Annotated in this window: 10 protein-coding genes; 3 read left to right on the top strand and 7 right to left on the bottom strand. The window is 59.7% G+C overall.

What is annotated here, in order from left to right; translation table 11 throughout:
* Positions 1–77: 77 nt before the first annotated feature.
* Positions 78–2,645, bottom strand: coding sequence for an ABC transporter permease (locus HXW73_RS05065; RefSeq protein WP_186255189.1), 2,568 nt, complete (start codon positions 2,643–2,645; stop codon positions 78–80).
* Entirely contained in the window at positions 2,642–3,412 is a 771-nt protein-coding gene (locus tag HXW73_RS05060) for an ABC transporter ATP-binding protein (protein ID WP_186255188.1), read from the bottom strand. Before HXW73_RS05060 ends, HXW73_RS05065 begins: the two co-directional genes overlap by 4 nt.
* Between HXW73_RS05060 and HXW73_RS05055 the strand changes: the two genes are divergently transcribed.
* The 3 genes from HXW73_RS05055 (at position 3,411) to HXW73_RS05045 (ending at position 6,827) form a co-directional block, all read left to right on the top strand.
* Positions 3,411–4,097 (top strand): arylesterase, encoded by a 687-nt coding sequence (locus HXW73_RS05055; RefSeq protein WP_186255187.1) that lies wholly within the window; start codon positions 3,411–3,413, stop codon positions 4,095–4,097. The two genes, HXW73_RS05060 and HXW73_RS05055, sit on opposite strands and share 2 nt — an antisense overlap.
* A gap of 199 nt (positions 4,098–4,296) precedes the next feature.
* Complete coding sequence (locus tag HXW73_RS05050) at positions 4,297–4,914, top strand: transglutaminase-like cysteine peptidase (RefSeq protein ID WP_186255915.1); 618 nt, start codon at positions 4,297–4,299, stop codon at positions 4,912–4,914.
* An 11-nt stretch (positions 4,915–4,925) separates the two neighbouring features.
* A complete protein-coding gene (locus tag HXW73_RS05045; protein WP_186255186.1) occupies positions 4,926–6,827 on the top strand; it encodes an EAL domain-containing protein in 1,902 nt (633 codons plus the stop codon).
* Between the two features lie 101 nt (positions 6,828–6,928).
* Here the strand turns inward: HXW73_RS05045 and HXW73_RS05040 are convergent, their stop codons facing one another.
* The 5 genes from HXW73_RS05040 to HXW73_RS05020 all read right to left on the bottom strand — a co-directional run bounded on the left by HXW73_RS05040 (position 6,929) and on the right by HXW73_RS05020 (position 20,108).
* A complete protein-coding gene (locus HXW73_RS05040; protein WP_186255185.1) occupies positions 6,929–7,255 on the bottom strand; it encodes a tryptophan synthase subunit beta like protein in 327 nt (108 codons plus the stop codon).
* Positions 7,256–7,365: 110 nt separating this feature from the next.
* Positions 7,366–15,627, bottom strand: a complete 8,262-nt coding sequence (locus HXW73_RS05035) for a retention module-containing protein (protein ID WP_186255184.1) — start codon at positions 15,625–15,627, stop codon at positions 7,366–7,368.
* A gap of 238 nt (positions 15,628–15,865) precedes the next feature.
* Positions 15,866–16,513, bottom strand: a complete 648-nt coding sequence (locus HXW73_RS05030) for a response regulator transcription factor (protein ID WP_186255183.1) — start codon at positions 16,511–16,513, stop codon at positions 15,866–15,868.
* Positions 16,513–17,940 carry an HlyD family type I secretion periplasmic adaptor subunit gene (locus HXW73_RS05025; RefSeq protein ID WP_186255182.1) on the bottom strand — a complete coding sequence of 476 codons (1,428 nt, stop codon included), beginning with the start codon at positions 17,938–17,940 and terminating at the stop codon, positions 16,513–16,515. The genes HXW73_RS05030 and HXW73_RS05025 overlap by 1 nt, the downstream gene beginning before the upstream one ends.
* On the bottom strand, positions 17,940–20,108 hold the full coding sequence (locus HXW73_RS05020) for a type I secretion system permease/ATPase (RefSeq protein WP_186255181.1): 2,169 nt from the start codon (positions 20,106–20,108) through the stop codon (positions 17,940–17,942). The genes HXW73_RS05025 and HXW73_RS05020 overlap by 1 nt, the downstream gene beginning before the upstream one ends.
* Positions 20,109–20,131: the final 23 nt, after the last annotated feature.

The following is a 20,131-nucleotide window of genomic DNA, read 5'->3' as shown; positions in this document are numbered from 1 at the left end:
CGAGCGCGAGTTTCATCGAATCCGCATCAGGATGCAGATGAATCGCGCTCATGTGGCGTAGGGTGGGAGGCTGGGTGCTACGCCTCCCCCAATAACCCTAAACTTGCCGCGGGGGCTTGTTGGCGCAGGCTGCGGGAGAGGCTGTGGCCGATTACGCCGATGAGTAGCGCGCCGCCGATGGGCATTGCGAGCCATAGCCCGGGGTGCGGCCGGGGTGGTAAATCCAGCAGGTAGAGATACAGCACGGCGGTGGCCAGTTCGGCCAGGGCCGCGCCGAGTAGCCCGCTGGCAAACCCGAGCAGCGCGAACTCGGCGCCTTGCACCCGCGAGATCATCGTCTGCCCTGCCCCGAACACGCGCAGCAGGCCGCTTTCGTGGGCACGCACCGGTCGACTGGCGGTCAGTGCGGCGTAGAGCACGCTCACCCCGGCCATCAGCACGAGTATCAGCACCAGTTCGACCGCGCGGGTGACCTGGGTCAGCACATCACGCACCTGCCCCAGAATCGCCTCGACGTTAAGCAGCGAGACGCCGGGGAAGTCCCGCACCAGTTGATTGATCAGGCCCTGCTCGTCTTCCGGCAGGTAGAAGGCGGTGATATAGCTGTGGCCGAACGATTCCAGCACATCCGGCGGGAAGATCACGAAGAAATTGGGCCGGAAGGTATCCCAGTTGAGGCTGCGCAGGCTGGTGATCTCAGTAGTGATTTCATCGCTCCCCACGGCGAAGGTGATCTGGTCGCCCAGCGTCAGCCCGAGCCGTTCGGCCAGGCCGTCTTCCACGGAAATGGGCACCGGCGCGGATTGCGCCGTGGCGTCTACCTCGCTCATCCAGCCTTGCGGTTGATCGGCGCCCTCTTCGCTTGCAAACCATTCCCCTGCGACGATCTCGTTGCCTTCAGGCACCTCGGCCTGCCAGGTGAGGTTGAGCTCGCGGCGCAGGGAGTTGTCGCCGCGGGCGTCGGGGCGTACCGCTTCACGTGGGTCCTGGTCGTTGATCGAGATCACCCGGCCACGCACCATGGGGTAGAGTTCACTTTGCGCTTCGGCGCGCGGGCTGACGACGTCTTCGAAGTCGTCGCGCTCGCTGGGCTGAATGTTGATCGCGAAGTAGTTGGGCGTGTCGTCGGGCAGTTGGTTCTGCCAGGTGTTGAGCAGGTCGCCGCGTACCAGGACAATCATCGCCATGGCGAAGAAGGTCACCGAAAACGCCATCAGCTGGCCGAGCCCGGCCTGCCGACGCCGCCCCAACTGGCGCCCGCCCAGGCGCAGCGCCTGAGACCAGGGGCCTTTGCCCGAGAGCGCCTGTACCCCGCGCAATACGCCATTCAGCAGGAGCATGCTGATGCCCCACAGCACGCCAAGCAAGGCCGCGCCGCCGACCAACAACGCCAGTGCCAGCGGCAGACTGCCTGAATACAGCCACAGCAGGCCGCCAAACACCAGGCTGGCCACGCCGACCACCAGCCATGCGGAGGGTGGCAGCGGGTCCAGCTCGCGGCGCAGTACCTTGAGGGCGCTTACGCGCTTGATGCGCAGCAGCGTGGGCCCGGCAAAGCCGACCAGCACCGCGAAGGCCGTCAACACGCCCAGGCCGAGCGGCATGATGCCGGGGGGCGGTAGCGTCATCGGCAGGAAGCTGGCCAGCAGCCACAGCAACAGCGCCTGCCCGGCCAGTCCCAACACGGCGCCAATCAATGAGGCGACCAGGGCCAGGCCCAGGAGTTGAATCGAGAAGATCACCACCAATTGGTGTTGGCTGGCCCCGAAACAGCGCAGCAGCGCGGCGGTGTCCAGGTGGCGCTCGACATAGCGGCGGGTGGACATGGCCACCGCCACGCCTGCCAGCAGCACGGCGGCCAGCCCGGCAAGGCCCAGGTAGCTTTCAGCGCGTTCCAGGGCATTGCCTAATTGAGGCTGGTCGACGCGCACGTCGCTGACTTCAACGCCTTCGCGACGCAAATCGTCGAGCAGGCCCTGCACGGCATCCAGCGCCTGGGGCGGCCCGGCGGCGAGGATTTCAAACTCGACCCGTGACCCTTGCTGTACCAGGCCGGTGGCGTCCAGGTCGGCGGTGTTGAGCATCAGCCGTGGGTTGAAGCTGCCGAAGCCGCCGGACTGGTCGGCCTCGCGTTCGATAATCCCGCTGATGGTCAGCTCCGCTTGGCCCACCTGAACGCTGTCGCCAATCTCGATGTCGATCAGCTGGGCCAGGCGTGGGTCGGCCCAGGCTTCACCCGCGGCCGGGCCGGAGGCCACTTGTTCGATGCCATTGCCCAGATCCACCCGCGAGCTGCCGTAATGCGGGTAGGTATCGTCCACGGCCTTGAGGCTGGCGGGCTGGAAGCGGTCACCGCGGCTGATCATCGAGACGAGATCGACCTGGTCGCTCAGGGCAAACCCGGCGTCTTCCAGTCGGGTGCGCAGTTCTTCGCTGAACGGGTCGCGCTGTTCCAGCACCACATCGCCGCCGAGCATCTGGCTGGCCTGGCGTTCCAGGCCCCGGTCCAACCGGTCGAGGAAAAACGCGATCATGGTGGAGGCGGCCACGGCCAGCATGAGCGCCACGAACAGCGCGCGCACGTCGGCGGCGCGCAGGTCGCGCTTCAGGCTACGCAGGGCCAGCCGAGCGTTAAGGTTGCTCATGTCTTGGCCTCTTCGCTCTCAAGGGTATCGCTGGCAAGGGTGTGGGGATCGAAGGCATCAAGACGGCCGTCGATCAGCCGCAGGCAGCGGTCGCAACGGCGGGCCAGGGCGTGGTCGTGGGTGACCAGAATCAGCGTGGTGCCCGCCTGATGGTTGAGGTCGAATAGCAGGTCGATGATTTGTGCGCCGGTGTCCGGGTCAAGGTTGCCGGTGGGTTCGTCGGCGAAGACCAGCTCCGGGTCGGTGACAAATGCCCGGGCGATCGCCACACGCTGCTGCTCGCCGCCGGAGAGCTGTTTGGGCAGGTGGCCCTGGCGTTCTCCCAGGCCCACGCGGGTCAGCCACTGGGCGGCGGTGTCGGTTTCTCCGGCGCGGGGCGAGAGTTCCAGCGGCAACAGCACGTTTTCCAGCGCGCTTAGCGTTGGCAGCAGTTGAAAATTCTGGAACACAAAGCCGACGCGGCCCGCGCGCAACGAGGCGCGGCCATCTTCATCCAGGCGGCTGAGCGGATGGCCGAACAGGTTGAGCTCGCCGTCGGTGGGGGTATCGAGCCCTGCCAGCAGGCCCAGCAAGGTGGATTTGCCCGCCCCGCTTTTGCCCAGAATGGCCACGCTTTCTCCGGCTGCCACGCTCAACGAAAGGTCGTGTAAGATGGTCAGCGTGCGTTCGCCACTGGTGACACTTTTGGTCAAGCGTTCGGCATGAAGCACGCGTTGGCCACCCGCCTTGGCGGTGGGCTCAGGGGAATCAGCAGAGGAGTAAGACATGAAGCGTGGCATCCTTATAGCATGGCAAAAAGTCGCATGGCGAGAACATTACCGCATACTAACCCTGTGGCTGGGGGTGCTGATAGCCACCCTGGTCGCATCGCCAGTCAACGCTGAGTCGGTCGACTCGGACGCAGGCTCGGCCCCCACCCTGTTGGTCATGGGCGATAGCCTGAGCGCGGCGTATAACATTGAGCGCGATGAAAGCTGGGTGGCCTTGCTTGAACAGCGCCTGCAAGAGGAGACAACCGTCGTCAACGCAAGCATCAGCGGTGAAACCACGTCGGGTGGTGTGCAGCGTTTCGATGACTTGTTAGGACAGCATGAGCCGGATATTGTTCTGCTGGAGTTGGGCGGCAATGACGGCCTGCGCGGCCTTCCGCCACAGCAAATGCAGGCCAACCTGGCGACCATGATCGAAGCCAGCCAGGCCGCGGATGCCGAGGTATTGCTGCTGGGCATTGATATTCCCCCCAACTACGGCGCCGCCTACCGCGATGCGTTTACCAGCGTTTACGACAACCTTGCAGAAGAATACGACGTCGCGTTGGTGCCGTTTTTACTGGAAGGCGTAGCCACCGACGATGCCTTGATGCAGAACGACGGCATCCACCCCACCGCGGAGGCCCAGCCAATTATTTTCGAAACCGTGTGGGAGAAGCTGGAAGAGATGATTGAGCGATAAAGTCACACCGTCTTTTGTCGATATCTGTTGAGAAGCTTTTACAAAGCACTGCTTTTTACAAGGCACTCTAAGGACACCACCATTAGCTCGTACATCATCGAAACAGGTTTCTATCTCGCTCAACCCTGGATGGCCAGGTAACGTGAGGGTATCGCGGCGGCAGTTGCTTTCGGGGCTGGGCGCGGGGTTGCTGTGCCTGATGATTGGCGCCCCGTCGACGGCTTCGGCGTTTAACCCGGAGCGGATCCGCCAGAAGATGCAGCAGGCGCACGGTGCCTCGGGCGTGGCGCTGATCGATGAGTGGCTGGCCATGATCGAGCGGTTGCGAGGCGCCAGGCTTGGCGACCAGATGCGCGAGGTGAATGACTTCTTCAACCGCAAGGTACGCTGGCGGGATGACATTTCCATCTGGGGCCAGGAAGATTACTGGGCCTCCCCACTGGAAATGCTGGGCAAGCGCGAAGGTGACTGCGAAGATTACTCGATTGCCAAATACATCACGCTCAAGGAACTGGGCGTGCCGGGCAACAAATTGCGCATGATTTACGTACGGGCGCGGATTGGCCGTTCCCAGCAAAGCCAGGCGCACATGGTGCTGGGGTACTATCAAACGCCGGCGTCTGAGCCGCTAGTGCTGGATAATATCATCCCTTCCATTCGACCGGCCTCGGAACGGGACGATCTGGACCCCGTATTCAGTTTCAACAGCAGCGGCTTGTGGGCCGGGGGCTCGCAGGAGTCACGGGCTGACCCACTCGCGCGGCTTTCACGCTGGCAAAGCGTGGTTAACCGCATGCGCGACCAAGGATTTATATAAGAGGATAGGATATGTCTCTCATCAAGCAGCTTTGGCTGACGGTCATCCTGATACTGCTGCTGGCGTTCGTGGGCAGTCTGGCGGTGAGCGTGACGTCCACGCGGGAGTACGTTGAGCAGGAAGTACAAATCAAGAATGCCGACAACGCCAATGCCCTGGCGCTTTCCATGACCCAGATGGAAAAAGATGACGTCAGCATTGAGCTGCTGCTATCCGCGCAGTTTGATACCGGGCATTACCGTTTCATTGAACTGCGCTCGCCGGAAGGCGACGTCATGCAGCGCCGTGAAGCCGAGCCGCTGGACGACGGCGTGCCCGGCTGGTTTGTTGACCTGGTGCGCCTGGATGTTTCCCCTGGCCAGGCGGTGGTGCAGGACGGCTGGAGCCAGTACGGCACCCTGACCCTGGCGAGCCAGCACGACTACGCCTACCGCTCGCTGTGGCAAAGCACGCTGAAAATGACCGTCTGGTTTGCTCTGGTGGGTGCCATCAGCCTGTTGCTGGCCTGGTGGATTGTGCGCACCATCCGTCGGCCGTTGCTTCAAGTGGTTAGCCAGGCACGCAGCATCAGCGCGCGCCGCTTTACCACCTCCAATGAGCCGCGCACGCTCGAGCTTCGCGAAGTGGTGCAGGCGATGAACACGCTCTCCGGGGCGGTGCATACCATGCTCAGCGAAGAAACCGGCAAGCTTGACCAGTTGCGCCGCCGCTTGCAGGAAGATGCCACCACTGGGGCATCGAACCGCACAACTCTGCTGGAGCACTTGCAGCGCAACCTGAACAGCGATTCCCAACGGGCCAGCGGTGTATTGATCATGGTGCGGCTGGATGACCTGCCCGAGGTCAACGAACGCCTCGGCCGCCAGGCCACAGACAATGCATTGCGGGCGCTGGTGAACCATCTTGCACAATTGGCCAATGAGCTGGGCGGCGGTGAAGTGGGCCGCTTGAACGGCAGTGACTTTTTGCTGGTGGTACATGGCGCTCAGGATATCGAACACGTCAGCGAAAGCCTCAAGCATCAGCTGACGCTGTTGCGCGATGCCGTCGGCGAACCGCTACGGCTCCCCGCCGCGCTGACGGAATACACTCACGGCGATACGCCTTCTCAACGGCTTGCAGCGCTGGATGGCGCACTCGCCGATGCCGAGGGCCGTGGCGATATGGCGCTGGTAGTTGCCTCAGGCGATGCGCGCTTGCCGCTCTACACGACCCATGATGCGTGGCGCTCGGCGCTGATCCAGTCGATGGACGCTGGCGTTGCGCTGGCCCGCTTCCCGGTCGTCAATGCTCGCCAGGAAGTGGTGCATTTTGAGGCACCCTCGCGCCTGGAGCTTGAAGGTGAATGGCGGAGTGCGGGCTTGTTCATGCCTTGGGTGGCGCGCCTGCAGTTGGAAGACAAACTGGACCTGGCCGTCGCCGAGCGTGCTCTGTCCATTATCGAGAGCGACCAGCTGCCGCTGGGCATCAACCTTTCCGGCCGCGCGGTCAGTGACATGGCGTTTATCAAGGCGCTGCGCCAACGGCTTGAGCGCGCTCCCGACGCGGCCCGCAAGCTGTGGATCGAGTTACCCGAAAGTACCGCACTGCATGACCTGGCAAGCTTCCGGCTATTGTGCCGCGAGCTGCAACACACCGGCGTGCGGATTGGTCTGGAACACGTGGGCAGCGAGTTCACCCGCCTCGCCGATCTTCACGACCTGGGGCTTGCGTTCCTCAAGTTCGATGCCAGCCTGGTCAGCGGCGTCGACCAAGCATTTGACCAGCAAACCATCCTGCGCGGCATGGCCACCCTGGCCCACTCGCTGGGCATTCTAGCCATCGCTGAAGGCGTTAAACGCCCTGAAGAAGCCGAGACCCTGTTTGATCTGGGGCTTGATGCGGTGACCGGGCCTGGCGTTAAAGCGCCTTAAGCTGGAAGCTGGAAGAGGTAAGAGGTAAGAGGTAAGAGGTAAGAAGATTAACGGTAGATCAGCGGCAAGGATATGCCGCTGATTAACGTCATTAGCGACGGTTAGATGACGTCGCTGTCGTCGTCACTGATCAGACCTACGTCGTTGACGCGTTTACGCAACGACTGCCTGTCCAGGAGCTTTTGCTGGGCTTTTTCGGGCAGGTCGGTAAAGCGGATGATACCCTTATCCATCAAGAGGGTGATCACGTCTTCCAGTACCCGCACGAACTCCATATCCGACTGCCTGAGCAGCGCGGCCTCGTGGGTTTCAGCGTTGATAAAACGCTGTAGCTCCGCCGATTCAGGCGAGACGTACTCCTTGCAGTGATCGCTGGCGGTTCGGCTGACCTGGCTGATCTCGCCTTGGGTGTCGCGGTTGACGTACATGGTGGTGGCGCTCCCAGTGGCAGCAAGCTGCCGTGATAGATGAATACCAATTAGCCTAACAAAAGGCCCCGCTCGGCGGTACCGAGCGGGGCCACTTAGGGCAGTCTGGCTTACTCGATATCGAGTTTGCCGTCCTGAATCAAGTGAGTGAAATCTTCACCCGAGGTGACACCCAGATCTGCGGCAGAGACATCCTTCAAGGTTACATTTTTGCTGCCACCCTCGCCGCTCTTCTGAGTGATCTCGATATTCACATTACTACCTTCATCGCTGGCGGTAACGAAATAGTCATCCATTGTTCCTGTATCGCCATCATCAAGCAGGTCGGAAAGATCCAGCACGTCGTTTTCTACATCGAAATTACTGATGGTGGAATCATCGTTACTGTCATCCAGCACGAACTGTTCGGCGCTGTCGTCATCGCCTACCAGAATGCTGCCAACCGACGAACCACTAGTCAGCTCTACGTTGTCGATGTAGAGATTCTCACCCCATGCAGAGCTTTTATTACCTATTGCCAACTCAATATCGCCGATTTCATCGGCTGTAGCCTCGAAATTAATCTTGCCGTCGAAACTGCCCTTTTGCTGGACTTTATTTTCACCATTCACATCGACGGTAAAGCTGTCTCCCCAGGAATAATCACTGTTTTCCCAGCCAGTTGATGTCATCGCGTCGAATCTAATCTCAACAGTTTCACCGGGTTCAAAGCCAGAAAACTTTTTGAAAATTGAAGAGTAAGTTTCAACCGTCACTTGTCCATTAGTCACAAAAGCACCTTCACCCTGGTACTTCCAGCCATCGCCGCTTCCATTAAAATCATCGATTTCCGTCGTGGTGCTATTACCCGCACTGGTAATGTCGAAGTCGAAAGCAACTTCATCGCCATCGGTATCTTCAGCCATGACTTGCAGGGTGGCGGTGCCTACAACTGCACCGGTCAGCGAATACTCACCGGTGTTGAGGTTGGCGTTAAGCGTGCCACCCAGCACGTTGTTAATGGTGATGTCACCGTTCCCATCGGGCGTGTAAGACGTATCGCCGACCTTCATAGACTTGAGGCCACCGTTTTCGCCTTGGCCGTCCGAACCGAAGTCGACGTTATCCAGGAGGTTTCCTACCAGGCTGCCATCAGACGTCAGCGCTTGTTCATCGCTGGCGGTTGTGAAAAGCTGAACCTCGGCCGTATCGGTTGCTTCCGCTTGCTCTTTGGCTACTGTCTTGTCACTCGTGCCAGGATTGCTCTCGGTGGCCACTGCTATGGCGGTTAATGTAAAGCTATCCGCAGCTGCAGGTGCGGTAACGGTTACCTGGCCATTAAATTGCTGGCCATCTACCGTTAGCGTCCAACTGCCATCGTCGTTGGGTTCCCCCTGATCCAGCGTCGCACCTTCTGGTAATCCATCAATGATCAGACTTAGCGTCTCACTGCCATCTTGATCCTGAAGGCTCGCCGATAGATCAAAGATGTGGTCGTAGGACCCAGCCACAGTTTCTGTAACGTCTTCTCCAAGTCCAGCCTGGGAAATATCAACAGCATTACCATTCAACAGCAGGCTTTGAGGATCCACCAGGTAGCCACTGTCGCTGCCACCGTTTCCACTGCTATGCCCTTCAAACGCTACGTACTGGAAGGCTGTATCACTCTGAATGGTAAGCGTTCCATTGGTAGCAAGTGAAATGTCTACAGGCTGCCCAACTTGGTTGCCCTCTGAGTTGAAGAGCGAATAACTGCCGCTAATCGCACCTGATCCGACCGGCATATTGAGTGCAAACGTTGCACTGGTCGTGGTGGCTGCCAGGTCAAGTAACAGGGTCTCGTTATCATCGACCCCAGGCTCACTTTCATGGGCGTTCTTCTGCACGCCTAAGCCTTGAGCTGTCTCGATAACCTGCTCATTCTCTGAATTCCACTTAAGACTAGCGTTCCCTTGACTCAAGTTGCCACTATGGAAATTATTGCCATTGAATGCTTTTGCTGAATACCCACTGTAAACAATAGTGGATACATTATTTGGCGATGATTCGGCGAGACCAAGTGAGACAGTCGGCGCGTTGGCAACCGCATCAACATTTAGTGTCAAGGTATAACTTGCCTCTGACCACGCGAATCCATCCGATACGCTAAATTTCAATGCCGTATCTGTATCACTGTTAGTGGCAGGCTTAAATTGCAACTCGCCATTATCAATTGCGGCTGTGCTAATTTCGTCGCCTTCCTGGACGGTTTCGCCGTTTAGCGTTAATACGCCGGCATTGGCGTCAGGTAAGGTATCGATTCTGATAGCTGCTAGCTGATCTTCACTATCAGCATCACTGAACTCGCCAAAGTCGCTTTGGCTCAGTATCAGCACCTCATCTTCGTTGGTGGCTACTTCGTCATCTGTAGACTCAGGCGCATTATTGGCCATTGCTGCCAGTGCAAAGCTTCCATTAACGCTGTCACCATCAGCATCGGTTATCTGGTAGCCAACGGCGACATTTTCACTGGCCAATTGCTGGTACTGGAAGAATTCCCACTGCCCCGTAGCGGGCGTTAGCTGAAGCTGGAAAACCAGTTCACCGCTATCATCACGCGCCACAATGGCGTTGTCACTGGTATCAATATCAGTGATCGGGGTGCCGTCTTTCAGGGCAACCTCACTCGCCAGGCCTGTCAACGCGAGGCTGCCAGGGCCATCGGCGCCGTAATTGACGTCAAGCGAGCTTTTCGCGTAGCCAATCGGCGCGCCGGTAGAGCCGGTAAACTCGATTGACGAGACGGTAAAGTCGCTGTTGTCGTTTTGGTTCGGGCCATTGCCATTGTCATCGGCTTTCAGAACGATGGTATCGAAACCGCCGTCTTTTACCTGGAAGTTGTCCGCATAATTACCGCCATCGGCATCTGAACTAAACGACTGGGTAGAAATCAGCTCTCCATCGCGGTAGAACTCGGCTATGCCGGTTTCTTCCTCTGAACCGTCAAACATTTTGGCGAATTCAATATTGGCGCCATAGGCAACTTGACCGTTTTGCAGCGCGATCGTTAGCGTTTCAGAGGCTTCATCGTCAGCCGTCTTGCGGAAATCGACCTCATTATCGAGATTGTGATAAGGGGACGCATCGCTATCCACACCAAGGCCTTGGCCAGACTGGTTTACGTCTGCGTCGACCAGATCAAGGTCATTGGCACTTTCAAAGCCCTTGCCCGTTACTACAACGTTGCCATCGGCAAAGCTGAACTGTGACTGACTGCCGTTGTTGCCGGTAAAGTCGACATTACCCACGTAGATGTTGGGAATACCTTCATTAGTGACGGCAACCGTATCGGCTTCTTCTACGGTCGGGGTGTCGTCATTGAAGTCGAGCGTCAGCGTGCCGCTCTGAGTTTCGCCATCGGCATTTTGGGCCGTGTACTCAAGCGCCACGCTGGCATCATTTTCAGTGTTGTCGCCCGCTTCACCATCGAGGGTATCGTGGAGTACATTTTCCAGCAGTGTGACGGTATAGTTGCCTGCGTCATCAAGCTCAACGGTAAACAGGGCTTCGCCTTCACGACCCTCTGCCGGGCTGGCACTGATGGTGGCGGTTAGTACGCCATTCGCCCAGCCGTAACTTACCTGCTCCTGCCCTACCGTGGCGGTCTGGCCGTTCATGCCAGCAAAGTCGAGCGACTCAGCACCTGCCACACCGATCTTGCCGGTGAAAGTGCTTTCATCGTCGCCTTGGCCTTCGCGATCGCCAGGGCCACCGGCAATACCGTTGTCCAGGCCATCTTCGTCAACCAACGCCGCTTGGTTACCGTCGAGGGTCAGCGGGATTTCGTAGCCCGCCAGATTGCTGGTGGAATCCACGGTCAGCGTTGCGCTGTCAGAGCCGCCTTCACCATCCGTGATTGTGTAGTCAAAGCTTTCCTGAAGCGTGATATCGGTGAGGAAGTAGTCACCACCATCACTGCTTACATTGCTGTTTTCGTAAGCGAGGCCTTCAAAGGCGATGTAACGGAAGTCACCAGCGTCTTCTGCAGAGACATTCACTCTACCGACATTATTGCTACCGTTTTGGTAAGCGACATCATCGGGGCCAAAGGTACCGCTGCCGACCAATTCGCCCGCTTCGTTATAGGTGTACCAGGCGCCGCTTTCACCGCCGCTTTCGTTATTAAACAAGTTAGAGACGCCGAAGGAGAAGCCTGCCCCTTCAATGCTGTCGCCCATATCGGCGACCATGACTTCGCCGTTATCGTTGATCTGCTCGGGTACCGGGCGGCCATCATCGCTACCTGTGACACCAACCCCTTTATTGGCGGTTACCTGAACACGCTGAAGCGCATCCGTGTCCAGCGTGAAGCTGTTCAACAGATTGCCCTGAAGGTTGTTGTCTCCTTCAACGAAACCGTAAAGCACGGGCTGAGGTTGGTTGGAGACATAATCATAGCTGCCGTCGCTGTTCAGCGTCAGCGTGCCGAACTGCCCCTGGATGGCTGACCCGACGTTCGCGGCACTACCTTCGACTTCGGTGACCGTCAGCGTATCGTCGTCAGGGTCCGTATCGTTGGATAGCACGCCACCGTCTTCACCTACGTTGAGGGTTTCGTCGAAAGCGACTTCGTTGGTGTCGTCCTGGGCATCAGGAGGATTGTTCATGTCCTCGACGTCCACGATGGTGGCGTCGGCACTGTCGTTACCGACCAGCGCAGAGCCCGCCGTGAGACTGAACGTTTCTTCGCCTTCGTAGACCTCGTCCTGGGTGGTCTCAACACTGACGCTCAGCGCGGTGATGCCGGCCGGCACAGTGTAGCTGCCATTGGCATTGGCGGTGAGGGTCTGGGTGTTGCCGTCGGCGTCGTCGTAGCTGACGGTCATGGCGCCCAGGTCGCCGGCTTCGGCATTGCCAAGCACGGTGTCGATGGTGAGGTCGTGGTCGGCTTCAAGGGCGTTGCTGAGGGTGACCCCGAAGGTGGCCGTGCCGCCTTCGTTCACCACGCCGCCACCGGTGACTTCGATCGTCGGGGTGTCGTTGTCCGGGGTCTCGCCGGGGCCGCTGCCGTCATCCACGATGGTGGCGTCGGCACTGTCGTTACCGACCAGCGCAGAGCCCGCCGTGAGACTGAACGTTTCTTCGCCTTCGTAGACCTCGTCCTGGGTGGTCTCAACACTGACGCTCAGCGCGGTGATGCCGGCCGGCACGGTGTAGCTGCCATTGGCATTGGCGGTGAGGGTCTGGGTGTTGCCGTCAGCGTCGTCGTAGCTGACGGTCATGGCGCCCAGGTCGCCGGCTTCGGCATTGCCAAGCACGGTGTCGATGGTGAGGTCGTGGTCGGCTTCAAGGGCATTGCTGAGGGTGACCCCGAAGGTGGCCGTGCCGCCTTCGTTCACCACGCCGCCACCGGTGACTTCGATCGTCGGGGTGTCGTTGTCCGGGGTCTCGCCGGGGCCGCTGCCGTCATCCACGATGGTGGCGTCGGCACTGTCGTTACCGACCAGCGCAGAGCCCGCCGTGAGACTGAACGTTTCTTCGCCTTCGTAGACCTCGTCCTGGGTGGTCTCAACACTGACGCTCAGCGCGGTGATGCCGGCCGGCACGGTGTAGCTGCCATTGGCATTGGCGGTGAGGGTCTGGGTGTTGCCGTCGGCGTCGTCGTAGCTGACGGTCATGGCGCCCAGGTCGCCGGCTTCGGCATTGCCAAGCACGGTGTCGATGGTGAGGTCGTGGTCGGCTTCAAGGGCGTTGCTGAGGGTGACCCCGAAGGTGGCCGTGCCGCCTTCGTTCACCACGCCGCCACCGGTGACTTCGATCGTCGGGGTGTCGTTGTCCGGGGTCTCGCCGGGGCCGCTGCCGTCATCCACGATGGTGGCGTCGGCACTGTCGTTACCGACCAGCGCAGAGCCCGCCGTGAGACTGAACGTTTCTTCGCCTTCGTAGACCTCGTCCTGGGTGGTCTCAACACTGACGCTCAGCGCGGTAATCCCGGCCGGCACGGTGTAGCTGCCATTGGCATTGGCGGTGAGGGTCTGGGTGTTGCCGTCAGCGTCGTCGTAGCTGACGGTCATGGCGCCCAGGTCGCCGGCTTCGGCATTGCCAAGCACGGTGTCGATGGTGAGGTCGTGGTCGGCTTCAAGGGCGTTGCTGAGGGTGACCCCGAAGGTGGCCGTGCCGCCTTCGTTCACCACGCCGCCACCGGTGACTTCGATCGTCGGGGTGTCGTTGTCCGGGGTCTCGCCGGGGCCGCTGCCGTCATCCACGATGGTGGCGTCGGCACTGTCGTTACCGACCAGCGCAGAGCCCGCCGTGAGACTGAACGTTTCTTCGCCTTCGTAGACCTCGTCCTGGGTGGTCTCAACACTGACGCTCAGCGCGGTAATCCCGGCCGGCACGGTGTAGCTGCCATTGGCATTCGCGGTGAGGGTCTGGGTGTTGCCGTCGGCGTCGTCGTAGCTGACGGTCATGGCGCCCAGGTCGCCGGCTTCGGCGTTGCCAAGCACGGTGTCGATGGTGAGGTCGTGGTCGGCTTCAAGGGCGTTGCTGAGGGTGACCCCGAAGGTGGCCGTGCCGCCTTCGTTCACCACGCCGCCACCGGTGACTTCGATCGTCGGGGTGTCGTTGTCCGGGGTCTCGCCGGGGCCGCTGCCGTCATCCACGATGGTGGCGTCGGCACTGTCGTTACCGACCAGCGCAGAGCCCGCCGTGAGACTGAACGTTTCTTCGCCTTCGTAGACCTCGTCCTGGGTGGTCTCAACACTGACGCTCAGCGCGGTAATCCCGGCCGGCACGGTGTAGCTGCCATTGGCATTGGCGGTGAGGGTCTGGGTGTTGCCGTCGGCGTCGTCGTAGCTGACGGTCATGGCGCCCAGGTCGCCGGCTTCGGCGTTGCCAAGCACGGTGTCGATGGTGAGGTCGTGGTCGGCTTCAAGGGCGTTGCTGAGGGTGACCCCGAAGGTGGCCGTGCCGCCTTCGTTCACCACGCCGCCACCGGTGACTTCGATCGTCGGGGTGTCGTTGTCCGGGGTCTCGCCGGGGCCGCTGCCGTCATCAACGATGGTGGCTGTACCGTCATCGGTAATGCCGGTCGGCAGAGCGTTGCCCGCCGCGGTCGCCCCACTCAGGGTGGCGGTCAGGGTGAACGCTTCCTGCCCTTCGAAGACGGCGTCGTCGTTGGTCGGCACACTTATCGCGATGCCGTCCGTGGTGCCCGCAGGCACCTCGAAGCTGAAGCTGCCGTCGTCATTGGCGACCACGTCAACTGCCGTGCCGCCGATGGTGGCCGTCGGTGTGCCCACGTCGTCGGCTTCGATAGCGCCGTCCAGGCTGAAGGTCAGCGTGGTGACGTTGTCGACTGCGTTGCCCAGCGTGACATCGAACGTGGCGGCGTCGCCTTCGTCGATGGTGCCGGCATCGCTGACGGTCAGGGTGGGGATGTCGTTATCGGGAAGCGTTTCGGGCTCGTCCGGCGTGCCCGTGCCGTCGTCCACGATGGTGGCCGCACCGTCATCGGTAATGCCGGTCGGCAGGGCGTTGCCCGCCGCGGTCGCCCCACTCAGGGTGGCGGTCAGGGTGAACGCTTCCTGCCCTTCGAAGACGGCGTCGTCGTTGGTCGGCACGCTGATCGCGATGCCGTCCGTGGTGCCCGCAGGCACCTCGAAGCTGAAGCTGCCGTCGTCATTGGCGACCACGTCAACCGCGGTGCCGCCGATGGTGGCCGTCGGGGTGCCCACGTCGTCGGCTTCGATAGCGCCGTCCAGACTGAAGGTCAGCGTGGTGACGTTGTCAACCGCGTTGCCCAGCGTGACGTTAAAGGTAGCAACGCCACCTTCGTTGATAGTGCCGGCATCATCAACACTTAATGTAATTGACGAAATATCAATAGGATCGGAGTCAGGCTCATCATCTTCGGCCGCTGCGTCGTCCTCTACCGGCGCTTCGGCAAACTCAACCGCGGGCGGGCCACCATCCACACCACCAGCATAATCAAACTGCAAGCCTTGAACGGATTCTTCGATGCGCGCGAGCTGGACGAAGTCGGCGCCACCGCCGCCACCACCGCCGGCAGCACCACCGCCTGCGGCTGTCGCTTCAAGCAAATCAAGCAGGTCACCGTCCTCTTCTTCCAGTGCGGAGAGGAGCGCTTCTACTTCTCCGTCCTGGGCGACGGTTTCTTCTTCGGTGGGTGCGTTTTCTGCATCCACGTCGTTGGTGATCGCGACTTCTTCGTTGCCGCCGATCAGTGTCGGCGGCAGTCCGTCGTCAAAATCAAGCTGTACACTGCCGTTGGTAGAGGTGACGAGCGTTTCGCCTTCCTGAAGAACATCGCCGATGGCCAGTTCGCGTAAGTTACCGTCAGGATCGCGTGCCCAGGCCTGACCGGTAATGGTAACGACAGTTGCAATGCTCATAGGTGTCATCCTCTAACAACAGAAATAAGGTTTTATATTGATAGTTACACTAGACCAGGCTGGGGAAGCTTAGTATTGGACCGTGGTACAGGAAGGGGGTACTAAATGGGTAGGGATTTCCTACATGCTGGCGTGACGTTAAGCACACCTCAGCGGCAGTAGAAAGGCAAATAGCTGAGCGTCAAGGCTGACACCTTGCTATCCCCCAAAGAGGTCATCGCCGCTTGCTACTGGCTGACTACTTTGAGGTGGAGTAACTGGGGGTCTCGTTTGCCTTTGCTGATGCGCCTTTGCCGGTCAGCTTGATAATCAGCTGTAACCGGTCATGGATATCGAGCTTGGCGAAGATGGCGGTCAAGTGAGCTTTAACGGTTCTTTCCGTGATATCGAGCTCTCGGGCCACGACTTTATTGCTGGCACCCTTGGCCACTGCCAACGCGACTTCGCGCTCGCGTTGGGTCAGCGCTTCCAGCACCGATGACTGAACCTGTTCGTCGCCATTAAGAAGCCGCCAGGTACTACCCATGACTTGTGCCATCAGGTCAGCCGGCACCCAAATACCCTGATTCATTACCACCATGGCGATTTGTTTCAACGTATCGGCGGGGCTCAGAGCGTGGGCATAGCCTCTTGCGCCTTGTTGCAGCGCGTCCATCGCCGCGCTGTTTTCCGGCATCATCGAGAGCACCACAACGGTGGCACGCTGAGCCAGGCGGCGCACAAGTGAAGGCCCGTCAGAGGCATGCTCTTCTTTCAACACCCACACCAGGGTGTCAGCATCCGCCTGTGCCTCGGCCTGCTCGGCAGTAACGCATCTCGCCTCGGCAAAGGCGGCTTGCCAGCGGGGCATCAACGCCTGGTCTTGCGTGACAAAAAGGTGGTTCATCAGCGTTCCCCTAATGAATTATTCCACGCGCGCAGGACGGGTTTCAGGAGAAACTCCATCACCGTGCGCTTGCCGGTCATGATATCCACCTGGGCCGTCATGCCGGGAATGATATCCATGTCTTCGTTATTGATCTCACCCTGTTCGGTACGTACTTTGACGCGATAGAAGGTGTTGTCATCGTCATCGGTAATCGTGTCGGCACTGATGTTTTCAAGCTCGGCTTTTAAACCGCCATATTGGGAATAGTCGTAGGCCGTCAGTTTGACGGTTGCCTCCTGCCCCGGGCTCAGGAAGGCAATGTCCTGGGGTGCGATGCGCGCCTCGACCAGTAGCCGGTCATCGGTGGGAATAATATCGACCACTTCCTGCCCGGCTTGGGCAACGCCACCAATGGTTGTGATATGCAGGGTTTGCACGATCCCTTTTACCGGCGAGCGAATGTCGGCGAGCTGGACGCGATTCTGCAGCCCTGAACTGCCTTCATTGAGCGCTGAAATTTCACTTAGCGTATCGGACAGGTCGTTGCGCCACTGGCTACGCCGTTCAGCGCCCAATTCGCGCAGCTGCGATTCGCTTTCTTCGACGGCCGCTTCAAGGCGCTCAATGGCCGCATTGGCCTGGTCGCGCTCGCCGCGGTTGCGGGACACTTCGCGCTCCAGACGCAGCACTTCGACTTCCGATACAGCACCGGAGGACAGCAAGGGCCGCGTAAGCTGAAGTTCTTCACTGGCCATTTGCAACTCACGGCTAGCGGTATCACGCCGTAGTTTTGCTTCAAGCAACTCGGCTTCCCGTTGGCGGATCCGGTCGCGAATAACGGCTTCCTGCTGGCTCAGCTCGTACAGACTACTTTGATAAGCTTCACGCTCTTGGGAAACAGCGAGTGGCGCTTCGGCCAGCAGGTCGTCGTCGGGCGAGAAGGCGGAATCCGTCACCAGGGCACGAAGACGCTCTGCTCGTGCGCGTAACGCTTGGGCCTGGACCCGATTTTCACGAAAATCGGAGACAAAGCGCGTCGGGTCGATGCGCATGACGACCTCGCCCGCCTCGACCATTTCACCTTCCTGGACGAGGATTTCCTCGACCACGCCGCCGTCGAATGACTGAACGCGTTGCAGCTGCTGGGCGGGGATGACGCGGCCCTGGCCACGGGTGACTTCGTCAATTTCCGCAAAGGAAGCCCAGACAATCAGCGCGATGATGGCCAGTACGATGCCGTAGAGAAATCCGCGTGCGCGGAGCGGGTCCTGCTGCATGCGCGCCCAATCGGCATCGCTTGCCCAGTCTCGGCTTATATGGGCCGACGTGACGCGCTTGGAAAACAACCGGTCCATGAACGGGCGGAAGGGTTTGCCGCCCTTTTCGCTGAACCGCCCAAGCGCTTCAAAGCCTTGCTGTTCGGCGGATTTACGCTTTTTCGCCATTAGCTGGCCCTCCCGACCTGGCCTTTACGCAAGGCTTCGACGACTTGCTCGCGCGGGCCATCGGCAACGATTTTGCCCGCGTCCATCACGATAATGCGGTCGACAAGCGAAAGTAGCGACGTGCGGTGGGTAACGATCACCATGGTTTTTTCTTGGCTGAAACGCGTCAGGTTTTTCTTCAGCACTTCTTCGCTGGCGTGGTCCATCGCGCTGGTGGGTTCGTCGAGCAGCAGCACGCTCGGGCTATTCACCAAGGCACGCGCAATGGCCACCGATTGACGCTGACCGCCGGAAAGCATATTGCCGCCCTCACCCACCGGCAGGTCGAGACCATGAGGGTGAGACTTCACCAGTGACTCAAGGCCGCTCAACCTGATGGCTTCAAGCAGCGCTTCGTCGTCAACGCCTTCGCTGCCACCGCCAGCGACGATGTTCTCGCGCAGGGTGCCGAAAAACAGCGCGATATCCTGGGGCACGTAGCCGATATGTCGCCGCAGTTGCATGGGATCGAACTGACGTATATCGACATCATCCAGGAAGATGGCACCGCCCGTGGGCTGGTAAAGCGCCAGCAAAAGTTTGCTGAGGGTTGATTTACCCGAACCGATACGACCAATCAAGGCGACCTTTTCCCCCGGCTTGAGACGGAAGCTGACGTCGTTGAGCGCACTGCGCTCCGCCTCTGGGTAGCTCAGGCTGACGCCGTCGAATTTGATATCACCGTGCACCACGGGGCGGTTGATATAGGCTTTGCCTTCAACGCGCTCGGTGGGCTTGTCCATCACCTCATTGAGTGACTCAAGCGCCGTGGAGGACTGGTGGTATTGGGACATCAACCCTGCCGCCTGGCTGATTGGCGCCATCGCCCGGGAAGATAACAGGTAAGCGGCAATCAGCCCGCCCTGGGTCAAGTCGCCTTCGATGATCATGTAGACACCGATAATGATGATCGCCACCGCCACCGTATGCTGTGTCCATAGCGCCACACTGGTAACGGACGAGCTAACTAGACGTAACTGAGCCGCCGTGCGAGAAAGAAACGCTGACGCGCGCTCCCACATGCCTTGCAAGCGGCTTTCACTGCGCAGCGTCTTGACGGTTTCCAGGTTGCCGACGGCTTCCACCAGGGTGGCATTGCGTTGGGCGCCGATACGCCAGGTGGTTTCGGAGAGTTCGTGCAGCTTGCTTTGCGCGGCCAGTGCATAAAGCAAAACGAACACTGCCCCGACCACAATGGGTATCACCAGTGGCACGCCAATCAGCGCGATAATCGCGGCAAACAGAATGACAAAGGGCAGGTCCACAAGCGCGACGATCGTGGCAGAGCCAATAAACGCCCGCACGGATTCAAAGGATTGCAGTGTGGCGGTAAATGAGCCTGTCGACGCCGGTTTGGCTTCCATGCGCATGCCGAGCACGCGTGACATGATGCTCGATGTCAGCTTCACATCGGCACGGCTGGCGGCCAGGTCTACAAAGGCGTTGCGCATCAAACGCAGCGCCAGATCGAAACACAGCACGATGAAGATGCCGACGGCGAGCACCCAAAGCGTCTCGGTGGCCGCGTTGGGGACCACCCGGTCGTAAACGTTCATCACGAACAGGGGCATGGCAACGGCAAACAGGTTGATGACCGCCGAGCCGATCAACACATCACGGTAAAGCTTGCGGTTTTCGCGGATGACACCCCAAAACCAGTGCCGCGAGCGCTGCTTTTTAACCTCGGGGCCACGCGCATCAAAGCGGTATTTCGGCCTCACATAGGCCGTTTGGCCACTGTAGGCGTCTTGCAAACCAGCCAGGCTGACAATGGAGCTAGCCTCGCCAAGCTCAGGGAAAATGACTTCCGCCTGGCCATTTTTAAGGTCCAGGTTGAGCAGCACACAGGCACGCCCGGACTCCAGCAGCAAAATAGCTGGAAACAGGGCGGGGTTGAGCTGCGAAAGGCGTGATTTGGCCAGCCTAGCCGTCAGGTCAGCACGCGCCGCCGCACGCCCCAGCACCCCAGGTGTCAGCCTGCCTTCCTCAAGCGGGAGACCGGCAATAAGCGCTTCTCGTGTGGCATCGTGGTGATGAATGGATGCCACAGCGATCAAACATTCCAGAAGCTCGTCTGTATCGGTTCGATTGGATGGTTCGTCTGATGCTACGTCTTTTTCGTTAGACACACATACCCCAACTCATAAATGCG

The organism is Halomonas sp. SH5A2 (genome assembly GCF_014263395.1).
In the GTDB taxonomy this organism is placed as follows: Bacteria; Pseudomonadota; Gammaproteobacteria; order Pseudomonadales; family Halomonadaceae; genus Vreelandella.
This window is presented reverse-complemented; position numbering and strand designations above follow the sequence as displayed.